Source organism: Limibacillus sp. MBR-115 (genome assembly GCF_040549425.1).
In the GTDB taxonomy this organism is placed as follows: domain Bacteria; phylum Pseudomonadota; class Alphaproteobacteria; order Kiloniellales; family CECT-8803; genus Limibacillus; species Limibacillus halophilus.
This window is the reverse complement of the sequence record NZ_JBEPTJ010000004.1, coordinates 238,163-254,275: the sequence shown is the minus strand read 5'-3', so window position 1 is coordinate 254,275 and position 16,113 is coordinate 238,163. Positions and strand designations below refer to the sequence as shown.

13 protein-coding genes and 1 riboswitch are annotated in these 16,113 nt (G+C 59.7%); of the genes, 2 read left to right on the top strand and 11 right to left on the bottom strand.

The genetic code is table 11. The annotated features are described in order from the left end of the window. Positions 1-42: 42 nt before the first annotated feature. The 6 genes from ABIE63_RS10895 to ABIE63_RS10870 form a co-directional block, all read right to left on the bottom strand. Positions 43-642 carry a DUF3035 domain-containing protein gene (locus ABIE63_RS10895; protein ID WP_221205863.1) on the bottom strand — a complete coding sequence of 200 codons (600 nt, stop codon included), beginning with the start codon at positions 640-642 and terminating at the stop codon, positions 43-45. 26 nt (positions 643-668) lie between these two features. After that, the gene (gene lspA / locus ABIE63_RS10890) at positions 669-1,166 is read right to left on the bottom strand and encodes a signal peptidase II (RefSeq protein ID WP_183416852.1); all 498 of its coding nucleotides are present in this window, start codon (positions 1,164-1,166) and stop codon (positions 669-671) included. Between the two features lie 5 nt (positions 1,167-1,171). After that, positions 1,172-4,009, bottom strand: coding sequence for an isoleucine--tRNA ligase (ileS, locus tag ABIE63_RS10885; protein ID WP_183416853.1), 2,838 nt, complete (start codon positions 4,007-4,009; stop codon positions 1,172-1,174). A gap of 91 nt (positions 4,010-4,100) precedes the next feature. Next, positions 4,101-5,048, bottom strand: a complete 948-nt coding sequence (locus ABIE63_RS10880; protein WP_354504499.1) for a bifunctional riboflavin kinase/FAD synthetase — start codon at positions 5,046-5,048, stop codon at positions 4,101-4,103. A 99-nt stretch (positions 5,049-5,147) separates the two neighbouring features. After that, positions 5,148-6,596, bottom strand: a complete 1,449-nt coding sequence (locus tag ABIE63_RS10875) for a hypothetical protein (RefSeq protein ID WP_354504498.1) — start codon at positions 6,594-6,596, stop codon at positions 5,148-5,150. Further along, on the bottom strand, positions 6,593-6,949 hold the full coding sequence (locus ABIE63_RS10870; protein WP_354504497.1) for a hypothetical protein: 357 nt from the start codon (positions 6,947-6,949) through the stop codon (positions 6,593-6,595). Before ABIE63_RS10870 ends, ABIE63_RS10875 begins: the two co-directional genes overlap by 4 nt. Before the next feature lie 206 nt (positions 6,950-7,155). Between ABIE63_RS10870 and ABIE63_RS10865 the strand changes: the two genes are divergently transcribed. After that, a complete protein-coding gene (locus ABIE63_RS10865) occupies positions 7,156-8,334 on the top strand; it encodes a YncE family protein (RefSeq protein ID WP_354504496.1) in 1,179 nt (392 codons plus the stop codon). Positions 8,335-8,361: 27 nt separating this feature from the next. Here the strand turns inward: ABIE63_RS10865 and ABIE63_RS10860 are convergent, their stop codons facing one another. The 5 genes from ABIE63_RS10860 to ABIE63_RS10840 form a co-directional block, all read right to left on the bottom strand. Next, positions 8,362-9,480, bottom strand: a complete 1,119-nt coding sequence (locus tag ABIE63_RS10860) for a glycosyltransferase family 4 protein (RefSeq protein ID WP_354504495.1) — start codon at positions 9,478-9,480, stop codon at positions 8,362-8,364. An 89-nt stretch (positions 9,481-9,569) separates the two neighbouring features. After that, on the bottom strand, positions 9,570-10,517 hold the full coding sequence (locus ABIE63_RS10855) for a calcium/sodium antiporter (RefSeq protein WP_354504494.1): 948 nt from the start codon (positions 10,515-10,517) through the stop codon (positions 9,570-9,572). Positions 10,518-10,785: 268 nt separating this feature from the next. Continuing rightward, entirely contained in the window at positions 10,786-11,880 is a 1,095-nt protein-coding gene (locus ABIE63_RS10850; RefSeq protein ID WP_354504493.1) for an energy transducer TonB, read from the bottom strand. Further along, positions 11,877-12,689, bottom strand: a complete 813-nt coding sequence (locus ABIE63_RS10845; RefSeq protein ID WP_354504492.1) for an ABC transporter ATP-binding protein — start codon at positions 12,687-12,689, stop codon at positions 11,877-11,879. The genes ABIE63_RS10850 and ABIE63_RS10845 overlap by 4 nt, the downstream gene beginning before the upstream one ends. After that, the gene (locus tag ABIE63_RS10840) at positions 12,686-13,687 is read right to left on the bottom strand and encodes an iron ABC transporter permease (RefSeq protein WP_354504491.1); all 1,002 of its coding nucleotides are present in this window, start codon (positions 13,685-13,687) and stop codon (positions 12,686-12,688) included. Before ABIE63_RS10840 ends, ABIE63_RS10845 begins: the two co-directional genes overlap by 4 nt. Before the next feature lie 86 nt (positions 13,688-13,773). After that, positions 13,774-13,997, bottom strand: a riboswitch (cobalamin riboswitch). 224 nt (positions 13,998-14,221) lie between these two features. Between ABIE63_RS10840 and ABIE63_RS10835 the strand changes: the two genes are divergently transcribed. After that, positions 14,222-16,084 carry an autotransporter assembly complex family protein gene (locus tag ABIE63_RS10835; protein ID WP_354504490.1) on the top strand — a complete coding sequence of 621 codons (1,863 nt, stop codon included), beginning with the start codon at positions 14,222-14,224 and terminating at the stop codon, positions 16,082-16,084. Positions 16,085-16,113: the final 29 nt, after the last annotated feature.

Below are 16,113 nucleotides of genomic sequence, written 5' to 3'. Positions count from 1 at the left end.
GATGGCGCACTTTATCCGGTCTCAAGCTACCCAAGAAAGAAACTAGAACAGGCTGCCGCCGTCCAGCAAACCTTCAAAGATCGCTTTTTCCTTGCGCTGTATGCTCGGTGTGTCACCGGTTGTGACGGCTTGTCCCAATGCTTCGTTCTCGCGCAAGCGCTGCGATTCAGCAGTGGCGTCGATCACGGTGCCCGGCTCTTCCTGCTTGCGCCAGAAAATCAAGCTGTTGATAAAGCTGTCCTGCTCTTCGGCTAGAGCAGCCGCCTCGCGATTGACCTCCTGGCGAATCGCTGGGTTGGCATTGAGAGCGCCCGCTTGACGCAGCAACGCTACTTCGCCTTCGCTGCGTCCGTCGCTGACAGTCACCTGCTGGTCGAGCGGAACCACCTGCCCTTCACGCCTGAACACCGCATTGCGCGCTTGGTCTGTCGCAGAACCTTCCTGCGGACGCACAGCACCGGGCGCCGGCGGACGCAAAGCAAAATCAGGCGGCAGCGATAGCGGTGCGCGGGCAACCACGCGGAATTCATCAGGCGGCCGCTTGCGCTCCAACCCGAACTGTTCGCGTACGCCGCCGCAACCAACCAGCAGCACCGCCATCAGGCAGAGAATCGCCCCATTCATCTTGCCTCGTGCGGTCATATTCTGTCCCTTCGTGGAAACGTCCCTCATTGGCCCTTCGTTTTACTCTTTGTCGCGCCGCCAAACAAGCCATCCAAAAGGACAAGTGCGACACCCAGGAAAAGCGCGCTGTCCGCGACGTTGAACGCTGGCCAGTGATAACCGGCGGCATGTAAATCAAGAAAATCCACCACGGCGCCGATCCGCACCCGGTCCAGCGCATTACCCAGCGCACCCCCCACGATCAGACCGAAGGCAGCGGCAACTCTTGGGCCTGCACTGCGAAAAGCCCAAACCGTCAACCAAAGAGAAATGGCCACGGCTAACCCTGCCAGCAGATAAGGTTGCCATGCCAAGCCGAGTCCGCCGAGCATCCCAAAGCTGACCCCCCGGTTGAAAACCAGAACCAGGTTAAAAAACCCAGTAACCTGCACCTGCCATCCGATCCCCTCGGCCAGATCCAGAATCGCCAGCTTGCTTCCCTGGTCCAACAGAAAGGCGATCAGCGCCATCGATAGGAAGAGAAAGCGAGGACCGCGCACCATCTCGGTCAGGCCACCCCGCCCAAGGCGCCGACGGCATCGGCGCAGCGACGGCAAGTCCGTGGTACTTCTTCGATCTCACCGACCTCGGGAAGGACCTTCCAGCAGCGCTCACATTTCTGCCCCTCGGCGGTTATCGGCACCACAGCGACGCCTGCGATATCCTCCAATCTGAAGGCTTCATCGGGCCCATTTCCTGCTTCAACACGAATCTGGGAGGTGATGCAGATAGCCGCCAGATCGACACTCCCGACGACGTCGCGAAGACCGGCATCTTCGATATGAACCAGAGGGCAGGCTTGGAGAGATGAGCCGATACGCTTCTCGGCCCGCTCCAACTCCAACGCGCCGGTCACAACACGGCGAACGCGTCGGACCTTCTCCCATTTGTCGGCAAGCGCATCGTTGCGCCAGTCCGCCGGGATCGTCGGATGGACCCTCAGGTGAACACTTTCCGGCGCCTTGCCGCGCGCCAGCCAGGCCTCCTCAGTGGTGAAGCAGAGAATGGGCGCCAGCCAAGAGGTCAGGCAGTCGAAGAGAATATCGAGCACCGTTCGGCAGGCACGCCGGGTGAGATCGTCCGGGCGATCACAATAGAGCGCGTCCTTGCGAACGTCGAAATAAAAGGCGGAAAGATCGACGGCGCAGAAGTCGTGCAGCGCGCGATAAAGCGCATGGAACTCAAAGGAATTCGCCGCATCGCGCACTTGCTTGTCCAATTCCTGGACCCGGTGCAAAACCCAACGCTCCAGTTCCGGCATCGCTGCGACCTCGACACGCTCTTTCTCCTCAAAGTCAGAAAGCGCGCCTAGCAGATAGCGCAGCGTATTGCGCAAACGCCGGTAGGCGTCGGCCTGATGCTTGATGATGTGCTCGCCGATTCTCAGATCCTCCGAGTAGTCCGATCCGACCACCCAAAGGCGCAGGATGTCGGCGCCATATTTCTGCATGATGTCTTCAGGCGCCACCACGTTGCCCAGCGACTTGGACATCTTGCGAGCCTTTTCGTCCAGAACGAAACCGTGCGTTAGCACAGCGTCATAGGGCGCGCGGCCGCGCGTGCCGGAGGACTCCAGCAATGACGAATGGAACCAACCGCGGTGCTGATCCGATCCTTCCAAATACAGGTCGGCCGGCCACTTCAACTCTGGACGCGCCTCAAGAACGAAAGCGTGAGTCGAGCCGGAATCGAACCAAACTTCAACCACGTCGCTGATCTGCTCATACTCTGCGGGATCATAGTCGTTCCCGAGGAAACGGCTCGCGGGCGACGAGAACCAGGCGTCGCCGCCCTCCTCCTCGAAAACTGCCGCGATGCGATCTACGACGGCTTGGTCCCTCAGGGGTTCGCCGGTCTGCTTGTTGACGAAAATCGGCAGCGGCACACCCCAAAGGCGCTGACGGGAAATGCACCAATCCGGCCGTTGGGAAATCATTGATCGCAGTCGCGCCTGTCCCCCTGCAGGCACAAAGCGCGTGTCATCGATGGCCTTGAGCGCCTTTTCCCGCAAACCGTTCGTTTCCATGGATATGAACCATTGCGGTGTGTTGCGGAAAATGAGCGGCGCCTTGGAACGCCAGGAATGCGGGTAGCTATGGCGCACACTGCCTTTGTTCAGCAGTTTTCCTGCCGCCGCCAAAGCCCGAATCACGGCGACATTGGCATCACCTTCCTTGCCGTCGCTGGTGTAAACCACCGTACCGGCAAAGAGGGGAACGTGCGGCAGAAAGCGACCCTCGCCGTCGATGTTGTTGGTGATTTCCAACCCCTTGCGGCGACCTAGGTCCCAGTCATCGGCGCCATGTGAAGGCGCCACATGGACGAAGCCGGTGCCCTGGTCCATGGTCACGAAATCAGCCTCGTAAAGCGGCACCTCGTAGTCATAACCCTGGCCGCGCAGCGGATGAGCGGCAACGCTGCCGGCAAGCGCGGACCCAGGGAACTCCGCTTCGACTTCATAACTTTCCAACTTGGCGTCGGACGCAACCTGTTCAATCAGTGCCTTGGCGATCACGATGCGCTCGCCTGGTTCGGCCTTGCTGTTCTCCAGCACCGACCCGACCTTCAGCACCACATAAGTTTCCTCCTCGGCGAAAGCCACGGCGCGGTTCGAGGGGATGGTCCAGGGCGTGGTCGTCCAGATAACGATGCTGGCTCCCTCCAATTCACGACGGCTCGCCGTGACAACCGGGAAACGCACCCAGATGGTATGCGACTTATGCTCGGCGTACTCGACCTCGGCATCCGCCAGCGCCGTCTTCTCCACAACCGACCAAAGCACCGGCCTGGCACCGGCGTAAAGCCCGCCGTTCATCAGGAACTTGCCCACCTCGCGAACGATTTGCGCCTCGGCGGAGAACTTCATGGTGGTATAGGGGTTCTCCCAGTCGCCGATAACGCCTAACCGCTTGAACTCGCCGATCTGGATATCGATCCACTTTTCGGCAAAGGCCCGGCATTCGCGTCGGAAAGTAACCTTGTCCACGGCGTCTTTATCCTGGCCACGCTCGCGGTACCCTTCCTCGATCTTCCATTCGATCGGCAGGCCATGACAATCCCAACCCGGCACATAATGCGCGTTCTTACCGAGCATCTGCTGTGCCCGGTTGATGGTGTCCTTAAGAATCTTATTCAGGGCATGGCCCATGTGAAGATGGCCGTTCGCGTAGGGGGGCCCGTCATGCAAAACGAACAATTCGCGGTCTTTCGATTCCTCGCGCAGGCGATCGAACAGACCGAGCTTTTCCCAGTGTTCCAGGATTTCCGGCTCTTTTTGCGGCAGACCCGCGCGCATAGGAAATTCGGTCTTTGGCAAAAAGACGGTGGACTTGTAATCGACGGTCATCACTCAACACCTCGGGAGAGCGCTAGATTCGCATGATGCGAATGCGCCTTAAAGAACTTCGCGCGCGATGTTAGTCATGCGCGGGGCCGGGTCAAGCATCCCCTTGCCCCAATCGCGCTCGGGCCAAGGCCGCATCGCGGTGCATCTGCTCCGTCATAGCCTCCAGGCTGTCGAAATTCTCTTCCGCGCGCAGGAAAGAAATCAATTGAACCCTTAGATGTTTGCCATAGAGGTCACCGGACCAATCAAAGAGATGAACCTCCAGCAGTGTGTCCTTTCCAGCGACGGTCGGACGGCGCCCCAGATTGGCCACCCCATCGATGAAGCGCGTCGCCCCGCCTGCGTCGATACCGGCACGCACGGCGTAAATGCCATGCGCCGGCTCCAGATAATCGTCCAGCCTCACATTAGCGGTTGGAAAACCCAGGGTGCGGCCAAGCTGCTTGCCTTTTTCGACGCGCCCTTCGATCTCGAAGGGGCGGCCCAATAGACGCGCAGCGAAATCCGGTCGCCCAGCTTGCAGTTCCTGACGAATCAGGCTGGAGGAATAGATCTCCGTCGAACCGTCGCGCACCGGCTCGACCACCGTCACGCCGAAACCCAATTCCGCTCCCTTGGCCCGCAGCAGCGCAGCGTTGCCCTGGCGCTTGTTACCGAAACAGAAGTCCCAACCAATGACCACATGCTCAACCCCCATACCCTCGACCAGGATGTGCTGGATGAAGTCCTCGGCGCTGATGGCGGCAAAAGCCGTGTCAAAATGCGCCACCACCATGTGATCAATACCCAACGCCTCGAGCGTGCGGGTCTTGATGCGGAATGGCGTCAACCGAAAGGGCGGCAAGTCGGGTTGAAAAATGGAACGCGGATGTGGCTCAAATGTCAGGACCAGGCTTGGAACGCCCAGAGCTGCAGCGCGTGTTCTTGCCTCGCCTAGCAATACCTGGTGCCCCAAATGCAAGCCGTCGAAGTTCCCGATCGCCACCACGCCCTTGCGTGCTTCTTGCGGCAAACGTTCGCTATGCCTGTAAATTGCCATCCAGTCCGATCACCAAATCCATTGACTTGCCCGCCACCTCTGGCGCGCCGCACCATAGCCGCTGCCGCCACAGGTGAACAGACCCGACGCGCAAACTTTCTAGGGTGAGACGACGACCGGCTGAGCGAGTATCCACAGCGATGCCATGGTGAAGCCGATCATCAGTATTGTGATCGGCGTTTGGCTGCGGATTGCCTTGTCATCATTCGGAAATTGGCGCAGCGCCTCGTAGTGGGCCAGCACGACTGAAATTACATGCCCGGATATGACGGAGGTGATGGCCAGGTACCAGACCGCCTTGGCGTTCATGACGCTAACGTCGATGACATAATCTCGGGTGCCAAAAACGTTCCAACCCAGGCCGAAGGGGTCGGAAATCAGGGGAATTGCATACTGCCCAACGAGCGCCAGATAGGAGAAGTAGTGCGCAAGGTGGTAGGCAATGGCGATCGGCAGCAGCGTATGGGCAAAGCCGCGGACCAACTGCATCGTGGTCAAACCGCCCGCCAGACGCGCTGATATCCAGCAGGTCAGGACATAGAAGCCGGTGACAATCAGCGGCGCGGCCAACAAACCCAGCGTCTTGATCGCAGTCAAAGGCTCTATATCGGCCCGGACGGCAACAAGAAGCCAGGGCCTGACCTCCGCGCTTTCGGCAAACCACTGTAATAAGTCCACCCAAAGCGGTGTTTCGGAGAAGCCGTCGAAGGTGACCGTGGCGAGCACGGCCATGACGAACACAACGCCGGAGAGCTCTTTTGGGGGATCGCCGAGCAATCCCTGGGCGGGTAAACGGACAACCGCGAAGGCACCCGGGTCCTCTATGGATCGACCCATAAAGCCAAAACGCCCGAGCAGGTTAAAGAAGCGATGAAACGGATCGAACCGATCCAGCCAAACCTGCCGCCCGTAGAGCGCCATGCCAAGCCAAGTCATGGCGCTGTAGGCTAGTATCAACCACCCCAAGCGACGCGGATCGTCACCGAAATCGCCGATCATCTCCGCCCAGGCAAACCCCAGGAACAGTAGCACCGCCGGCCAAACCCCGAGCCAATCCGGCAAAGCGCGCGGCGCCACGAAATCCGCGATACGGCTCCAGGAGAAAAGCGTTGACCAAGGGTTAAGGGCATTCCAAATGTTGCCGACAAAGGCCGTGAAATGGGCAAAGCCAACCCACCAGATGACCCACACGATCAAGGTGGCAAAGTTTCGCGTTGGCGATGGGTCGCCGAAAAAAGCAACCGACAGCGCGAATAGAAAAATGCCGACCCCCAGGATACGGACCGGCAGGACCAACCCCGCCAGCATTTCGCCAAAACCCCAATCCGACACCAGAGGATATTCCAAAGGTTCGGGCGAACTACGCGGCCGCCCGATGACAGTCAGTATCAGGAAGGTGATGGCAACCGCTGTGCCGGCGGCAAAGAGGTAGAAACCAATAGGCAGGGGCAGGTCATAACGGCCCCCAAATGCATGGGCGATTGCGTCCGTCGGACGCAACGACAGGACAAGAGTGGCCGCTATCCAAAGCCAAGTGCGGCGCATCATTTTGGATAGACTTCGTAATAAAAGAGGACGCCCTTGCCATGACCGCCGTCATAGTGATGGATCTCGGCCGGGAAACGTCCGATGAGATGGCTCGGCAGGTCAATCTGCAGCGGCGTTCCGGCCTGCAGCGCATATTCCAGGTCGTAACCGTGCAGATGAACGACCAACGCTTTATCGCTCACAAGTGATAGTGAGACGGAATCATCCTGATTGACGGTGATGGTATCGCCTCCTTCGCTCAAAGCGCCGCCGACAGCCTGCAGTGCAAAGCTGCGCGTGTCAGCCAGCACCGTCGCCGCCACAACCAGCAGGGTGGAACTCAACAGAAAGCCTGAAATCAACTTTCGGTTCAAACCTTAACGTCCTTTCGACCGTAAATAGAGTCTGCTGTAACGGGCATTCTAATTGACGAAACCGGGTTGGTGGCAGAAGATTTGTCGAGCTGAGTAATTCAAAAAACTGCATGAGAGGCTCTCAGCCGAGCAGCCCCCGAAGGCTAAGCGGCGATCATATCAAGAACAACTCTCGGGGCGTTTCACCTACTAGGGAGAGAGTTCCTATGAAAGTTCTTACGATGACAACAGCGCTTGGCATTGCAGCAATGCTTCTGAGCGGAACATCCACGCAAGCTGAAATTCTCGCCATGATGAACTACGAGAGCAAGACAGCGGATTCGCTGAAAGCGCTAAAGCTATCCGGACCGGGCGAGCGGCGAGAGGGAATAGCGATTATCGATGTCGATCCGGGGTCCGGTTCCTTCGGCAAGATCATCATGGACATTCCCATGCCCGCCGATCAGGTGGTCCATCATATCTTCTACGATAGGACCATGACCAAAGCCTACGTAACCTCACTTGCACAGCCCTCGCTGATGGTGATGGACATGCAGCGCTATCCTTATCGTTTGAAGCCCATCGCGCTGGAAGGCTGTCAGATGGCGGAGGATGTCATTTTTGACGAAACCAACGAGCGGTGGTTCACGACCTGCATGAACTCGGCCAACGTCTTCGTAGGTCGCGTCTCTAACGATGAAATTTTGGCGGAGATCAAGCTGCCGGGCACCTATCCGCATGGTCTGGCAGTCAACAGCAAATCCAATCGGGTTCTGGTCACCAGCACGATCAGCGGCGACCTGAAGAGCCCTGATGAAGTTGTTTCTGTCGTCGATGCAACGACCTATCAACCGCTGGGATCACACCGGCTTTCGATGAAGCCGGAGGGGTCCGGAGAAGCCCCTGTAGAGATTCTTTTTGTCCCTGGAGCAGAACCTCCAATAGCCTACGTCACCAATATGTTCGGCGGAACGCTCTGGACCATGACCTGGGACGAGGGCTCACAGGACTTCAAGTCGGAGCAGGTCTTCGATTTCGCTTCGCTGGAGGCAGGCGTGCCCCTTGAGATGTACTTCAACGATGCAGGCGACCGGCTCTACGTAACGACTGCCAAGCCAGGCCATCTCCATGTCTTCGATGTCGGAATGGACCCCGGCAAGCCGAGCTTGATCGAAAGTCTTCCCGCCGGAGAGGGTGCTCATCACGTTGCCATCACCAAGGACGAGAAGTACGGCTTCGTGCAGAATGCCCTACTGAACCTCCCGGGCATGAGCGATGGCGGCGTCACGGTCATAGACCTTCAGCAGCATAAGGTCCTGGGGTCGATGGATACCCTGAAGAATGCGGGCTTCAATCCCAACTCGATCGTACTGTTGCCCGAATGGAATCACTTAGCCGGACACTGACCGGGCTCACGCTGGCACCCTGGAGGTTCACGTAATCTCGCGATAAACCTCCAGGGTCGCAGCGGTAATCTGGGCGTCGCTGAAACGCTCCAAAACCAAATCCCGGCTGGCCTTGCCAAATTGCGCAAGGAGATTTCTGTCGCCCGCGAGCTTTCCCATCGCAGCCGCTAGGGCCGGGACATTGCCCGAGGGCACGATGAAACCGTTTCTCTTATCCTGGGCGATGGCCCGGCAACCGGGCAGTTCGCTGGCGATCAAAGCTCGGCCAACTGAAGCGCCTTCGAGCAGACAGCGCGGGATGCCTTCGCCGTAGGCGCTCGGCAGGACCACCGCATGAACCGAAGCCAAAAGGCTCGGCATGTCGGCGCAGTAACCGACCCATTCAATCGTGCCCATGCTTTTCCACCGCTCCAGCAGGGCGCGCTCCAGTCCGTCCGGATGTCTTGAATCCAGATCGCCGGCCAACAAAAACTCAGCCCTGACACCGGCTGCCCGAAGCTCGGCCGCGGCAGCGGCGTAGCTTTCTATGCCCTTCGACTTAAGAAGCCGGGAAGCAAGAAGAAACCGAGTGGGGCCGTTGGGCAGCGGCGCCGGAGCAAAGCTTTCGGTATCCACGCCCGATCCGTCGATAACACGGGCGCGGGCGCGCAGACCCGGCGTCCAGGCAAGAAGAGCCCGGTCGCCCGAATGTTCGGTCAACAGCCTGGCCTGTGCAGGCGTCGCCAGACAAACTGCAAGTTTCACCGGCCAGCGCAGCAACCGCCAATCCCAGGACTCGGCGGTAAAAAGGTAGCCCAGGCCCGTCACGGCATGAACCATCGCCGGAACCCGGGCCAAGCGGCCCGCAAGGCCGCCCAAGACGACGGCCTTCAACGTCACGTGGTGCACTAGATCCGGACGCCGGGTGCGGTAAAGACGCCAGATTGCCGCCAGCGACAAAAAGGCGCCCAGGAGGTTGCGGCCATGACGGCGGAAAGGCAGTGAGTGGACGACAAACCCCAATGCGGCGATCTCCGCTTGCCGGGCGTCGGGGGCCGTTGCTACCTCAACCTCCCACCCGGCCGCGCGCGCCGCTTTCGCCAATGCCAGGCGATGGCCCAGGAAGTATCCTGCATCAGGAACCAGAAAGATTAGCCTTCGCACCATTCAAACCTCGACTTCGCCAGGCGCGCCGCCAAGCTCAGGCAGAGATAACGGCTCTGTCGCCAAGGGGAAACAGGAAACCGCTCTCGCGCTTAGCTGTAGAGATAAATGATGTAGCCCGCATAGGCGGCGAGAAGGAGACTTCCCTCGCTCCGTGACAAGCGCTTCTCGCTCAGAATCAAGACTCCCACCAGAAGCGTCGAGGCAATGCAGATCCAGACATCGACCTGCGCTATTTCCGGAGAAAAGGGGATGGGCGTAATCAGAGACGCCGCGCCCAGTATGGCAAAAACATTGAAGATGTTGCTGCCCAGGACATTTCCAAGCGCCACATCGGAATGCCGGCGGATGGCGGCGACAATCGAGGTTGCCAACTCCGGCAGGGACGTCCCCACCGCTACCAGGCTAAGACCAACGACGGCCTCGGAGATACCAAACTGCATCGCGATGTCTATGGCACCTTCAATCAGCAAATTCGATCCCAGCACCAACGTCGCAATTCCGGCTGCGGAGACAACGGTACCCACACCCAGATTCGCCGCCGTCGACTTGCTTGGCAAGCGCATCTCATCAAGCAGTTCTTCCTCGGCCATCGGTTGACGGCTCTGCCTGCAATAGGTGTAGACCAGGAACGCAGCAAGCAACGCCAACATGACAATGCCCTGCCAGAACACGATGATTCCCATATAGCCGAGCGGTATCAGCAGCAGCGCACCGAACAATACGGCCAGCGCCTCTCGCCAGATCTGATTGAAGCGTGCGGGCATCGGATAAATAACGGCGGCAACGCCAAGAATAAGCAGGAGATTGGCGATGTTACTGCCGACGATATTGCCTACGGCAATGTCCGGCTTGTTCACCAAGGCCGCCTCGACCGAAACCACGAACTCCGGCGCCGACGTTCCAAATCCTACGATAACCACACCGACGAAAAGCGGTGAAACGCCCAGCGCTCGGGCCAGCACAACCGCACCACGAACGAGTGCTTCGCCTCCGACAAAGAGGAGAACCAAACCTGCTCCGACCAGAAAATAACTCATGGAATGATAGGCTCGTGCTGCAGCAATTCTATCCCCGATGGGCTATCCGGGTACCGGAGCCAAACGTATAAAGATAAACGCAACAATTGGCGCATTATACGAGGACTTTTCACCCGAGCTATCACCGGAAGGCAATGACGCGTCATATTGGACCGCGCTGCGTGATTGCAAGGGCTTAGTTAAATTTGCCGACCGGGGAGAAACGGCGGCGCATCGGCCTTATCACGCGAAATTCCAGCGCGAAGGAAGTCAAACCTACTTTCCGCGCCTAGTCGGTCAGGCGAAACCGAACGGGTATTTCAAGCGTCGCTGCTATGCTTTGGCCAGCCCGCACCGCGGGTTGGAACCGCCAATCTTCCACCGCATCGACAGCCGCCCGGTCCAGGATCGAATGCCCGCTGCTGGTTGCGATCTGCACCGCGGCCACCTGACCGGCGGGCGTGACTTCCACACGTAACAGAACAAGCCCTTCCTGGCCGCGACGGCGGGCGATGTTCGGATAAGCGGGGGGTCGATTGCCTGGCGCCGCGACCGCCAAGCTGCCGCCAGCACCGCTGAAGGCCTTGCTGTCCGAGGAAGCCGGGCTACCAATCGGGTCGACATTGTCTCCCGGTCCCACATCTTGCTTTGCGTCCAAAGTGGCTGAGTGATCGGGCAAAGCTGCCGTTTGTCTGTCGCCGGGTTGCTCCCGAGGTTCTTCTATCGGGGCCCTCGGCGTGAGCGCCTGTTGATATGCGACACCGGCATCTAGAGGCGGAGCCGGTTTGATCGGCGGCGGGCTGGGCAAGGCCTTTGCGAGGGAAGCTTCCTGAGGCTTTTCTGCCGAGCTTGGCGATGACCGAAGTAAAGGCGCTTCAGGATGAACCGTCACAGGCGGCTCCGAGGAAAGGATATCGCTAGAAAGGGCCGACGCCTGTTCAGGCATGGGTCCCGGTGGTGTGACCGGGTCCACGACCTTGGCAACGCTCGACTGCGTCGCCGCCACATCGTCCAGCTTTGTCGCCAAGGTTGGTCGGCTGAACCGCGATTGGGGCGGCACGGCGTAGGGAACACTGGGTGTCTTTTCCGCATTTCGTTCATTCTGTGCCTCGCGCTGCGAGGGCAATTCCCGCGCTCCAGACGTCGGCGAAGCACTCTCAACCAACAGCACCTCGATGGTCTGAATGTCCCCCATCTCAACCTGAGCACTGCCACTCCATCCGATGAGCGCGGCCAAGGCGACGCCGTGCAGCAGCAATGACAGAAATGCCGTGATCAAGGTTGGTAGGCCCGCAAGACGGCCTGACGAAACGATCGCCGTCGGCAACAAAGGCCGCTCCACCGCCGCTTCCAAACTTACGCCATGCCGCACCGCTTGGGTCATCGTGCTTTCCCACCCTCGGCGCTTTCCGAGCGCCCGCCGTCCAACCTGCGCCAAGGAACAACAAAGAAGCGGTCTCCCTGCTCGCCTGTCAGCGCCTCGACCCGGTAAATCTCCGCCAGGCGGGCGGCGGTCATTTCCGTCCTGGGATCACCTTCCGCGACAAGGCGGCCCTGATCGAATAGTGCAACGCGGTCGCAAAAGCGCCCGGCCAGGGTTAAATCGTGCAGGACCACGGCCACACCCATCCCTCGACCAGCCAAAACGGTCAGGCACTCCATCATCTCCAGGCGGTGATATGGGTCGAGTCCGGCGACCGGCTCGTCCGCAAGCAGCACCTTGGGTCGCCCGGCTAGCGCTCTGGCCAGCATCACACGGGCACGCTCGCCACCCGACAACTCCGTTGCAATTCTCCCGGCGAGGTTCTCCACATCGCCGAGCTGCATAGCCTCGGCCACCGCGGCCTCACCCTCGGGATCACGACCCCAACCCGTCTGGTGCGGCAAGCGCCCCAACGCAACCACGTCGCGAACTGGCAACGGCCAGTGGACCTCGGCAGCCTGCGGCAGGTAGGCAAGATCACGCGCCAGCAAAGTACGATCCCAGGTTTCAACCGGGCGCTCGGCAAACCGCACCGTACCCGCGCTCAGCGGCAGCAAGCCGACGCAAGCGCGCAGGTAGGTCGTCTTTCCCGCGCCGTTTGGGCCGATCAACCCCAGGACCTCGCCGGGGTGCAGCGCCAGTGAGACCTGCGAGAGTACGCTCCGCCCCGCAAGCTCAACAGAGAGTTGATCGGATTCCAGAAGGGTCATAGCGCCCTCCTCTGTCGCAGCACAAGCCAGAGGAAGAACGGCGCTCCGATCAGGGCCGTCACCACGCCCAGCTTCAACTCCTGCCCGTTCGAGAAGAGCCGTACCACGAGATCGGCGGCGAGAAGCAGCAGACCTCCACCGAGCAGGCTAGCGGGAAGAAGTCGGCTGGGCCGCTGGCCGACGAAGGGCCGTAGCAGATGCGGCACCACAAGGCCGACGAAGCCGATAGCCCCGGCGACCGCCGTAGCCGCGCCAACAGCCAATGCGGTACCGCCCACCAAACGCCAGCGCAAGCGCACGACGTCGACCCCCAAAGAAGCCGCTGCGTCCTCGCCAAGCGTCAGGGCATCGAGCGAACGGCCCGTGGACAGCAGCAGAAGCCAACCCACAAGAATAAAGGGCAACACCAACCACAACTGCGGGAAACTTCGATCGGCGAGTGAGCCGAGCAGCCAGAATACGATCTCCAATGCGGCGAAGGGACTTGGAGCCAAGTTCAAAGCGAGCGACGTCAGGGCCGAGGCAAAAGCGCTCACGGCAACGCCTGCCAGGATCAGGGTCACGCTACCGGCCTGCCGACCCGCCAAAAGCTGGACCAGCAGCACAGCCGCCCCGGCCCCCAAAATTCCGGCCACCGGCAACAAAGCCGCAAGCTGCCCCGCAAGCCCGAAATAGAAGGCTAGAACGGCGCCCAGGGATGCCGCGGCTGAAACGCCGATGATCCCCGGTTCCGCCAGGGGGTTGCGGAGATAACCTTGAAGCGCAGCGCCAGCCAGCCCGAGGCTGCCGCCAACCAGCAAGGCAAGAAGCGTGCGGGGCAGACGTAACTCGCCAAGGATTATGACGACCCGTTCGTCACCGCCAAGCAGGCCCCGCCAAAGATCCAGGGGACCTATATCGGCCGGGCCTATAGCAAGCGAAGCCACCGCCGCCAGGAACACAAGCAGCAGCAACACCAGATACAATATACCTGAGGAGGAGTTCGACCCCTCTGCCATCAAAGCACCCGTCGCTATCAGCCCTACACCTTTCGGTGCGCCACCGCTACGGCTGACCGCCCTGTCGAAACACCCCGTTCGTCAGGTGGGTGACGCTTCATTTGGGCCGGTCTCCTGACTTTGCGGGTCACAGCCAGCACTGCCGCCTTCCCAGTCGCTTCGCCGTCTCATGAAGCTATACCAGTGGCCGATTGGCAGTGCTGCTCGCCGCTTACAGTTGCGGGGGCAGCCGCGGAATGGCACCGCGTTCCCGTAATCCCCTTTCTCATCACATCGAAAAAGAGGCAAAACCCAAACTTCCGCGCAGTATCGTGACTTGCCCTGAAGCTGTCAACGAAGCGAGAACGACCGGAAATTCGGCGACATTTTTGCCTTTGTCTCATATGCCTCTAAATTAACGGTTCCCACGGAATCCCTTTCCGTGGGAAAGAGGCATTTCTGCCGCAATTGTTTGCTATTGCCTCAAAGGGCGCAGAACCAGGGGAGACATAGACTATCGACGCTTACCGGTTCACATACCTTGCTAGCCTAGCCATGCTGGTTCTTTTCGGAGCCGCGCAAACCCTGTCGGCTGAGGAACGCGATCTCTCTTTGGTCGATGCCCCGAACATCGCCGATGATCTGGCCAAGCCGGCGAGCGACCCTGCAAACATCAACACCAACACGGATACCGAGGAAAGTACGGGCGGAGAATCCTACAGTGTGACGATCACAGGCCTGGAGGAGTCGAAAAAACTCGAAGAGCTTATCCAGCAAACCTCACAGCTGCTATCGCTTCAGGATCAAAGGCCGCAAACCCGCGGTGGTTTGCGACGGCGTATCGACAACGACATCGAGCGCTTTTCGAAGACGCTCCGTTCGGAAGGCTACTACGACAGCAAACTGTCCTATGAGATTTCGGAAGGCGACCCGGCTGCCGTGATCATCTCCATCGAGCGTGGCCCGGCCTACCGACTGGCGGAATACAAGATCATTGATGACGCCGAGAATCAGCCTGGCACAGCTTACGAGCAACGCCTGGAGGACTTGGGACTGGGCCTGGGACGACGTGCCCACGCGCCGACTATTGCCGCAGCCCAAACCAAGCTTTTACAGATGCTGCGTCGCGAGGGCTTCCCCTTCGCCAAAGTCACCGACCGCAAGGTCTATGTCGAACACGACAAGCAGATTCTGTCTGTAGAATTGTACCTGGATAGTGGTCAGCCGCACAAATTTGGCGAGGTCCGCTTCAATGGGGTTGAGAGCATTGATGAAAGCTATTTGCGGCACCTGATCGTCTGGCAGGACGGCGCTCTCTACGACGAGCAGTTATTGGACGAAAGTGAACGCAATCTCATGTCCAGCGAGCTGTTCGACAGCGTGACCATGGAGCCGCTGGCCGCCGAGGTCACGGATCACAAACTGCCCGTCGAGGTGGTGGTCCAAGAACGGCCTCAACGGACTATCGGATTCTCGCTCAATTTCGATTCCATCGATGGACCGGGTGGCTCGGCGCGCTGGCAGCACCGCAACCTTTTCGGTGCCGGTGAGCGTTTGACCCTTGAAGCAAAGGGCTCGCTTCTGGAGCAAAGTCTGACGGGCCGTCTGCGCAAGCCCTGGTTCCTGGGCGAGGATCAAACCCTGCTCGCAGAGGGGGGCTTTATCCGCGAGGACACCGACGCTTTCGAATCGAAGGCGATAACATCCTACCTTGGCCTGGAACGCACCTGGGGCGAGGATTGGACCTACAGCCTTGGCGGCAGTCTTGAGTTTGAGCAAAGCACCGACGCCCGCAATACGGAAGCCCGTACACTGGGGCTTGTCGGCGTGCCGATGGCCGCACAATACGACGGCACCGACAATTTGCTCGATCCGACGCATGGCCAGCGATTGGGTGTCGTGCTGACGCCCTACTTCGCGACCATTGAAGAGAGCTTTTCCTTCACCTCGACGGAAATCAACGCTTCAACCTATCACGCCCTGGACGAAGACAGCCGTTACGTCTTTGCCTTGCGCGGCCGGCTAGGCAGCGCTTTCGGTGCAACCGCCGGGGAACTGCCTGCTTCCAAGCGTTTCTACGCTGGCGGCGGCGGTTCAGTGCGCGGCTACGCCTTCCAATCCGTCGGCCCGCTCGATGCGAGCAATGATCCGCTCGGCGGAAAATCGGTGGCCGAGATAAACGCGGAATTTCGCCTGCGCGTCACCAAGGACATAGGTGTGGTACCCTTCTTGGATGGCGGAATGGTCTCCAGCAACACAATGCCGAGCGGTAGTGAGCCGTTTCGCTGGGGCGCCGGGCTTGGATTGCGCTACCACACAGCCGTCGGCCCGATCCGCTTTGACTTCGCCGTACCGTTGAACAAGCGGGACAGCGATGACAATTACGCATTCTACATCAGCCTCGGTCAGGCGTTCTGACATCGGGGCCGCTGACGGAAGGGAAATCC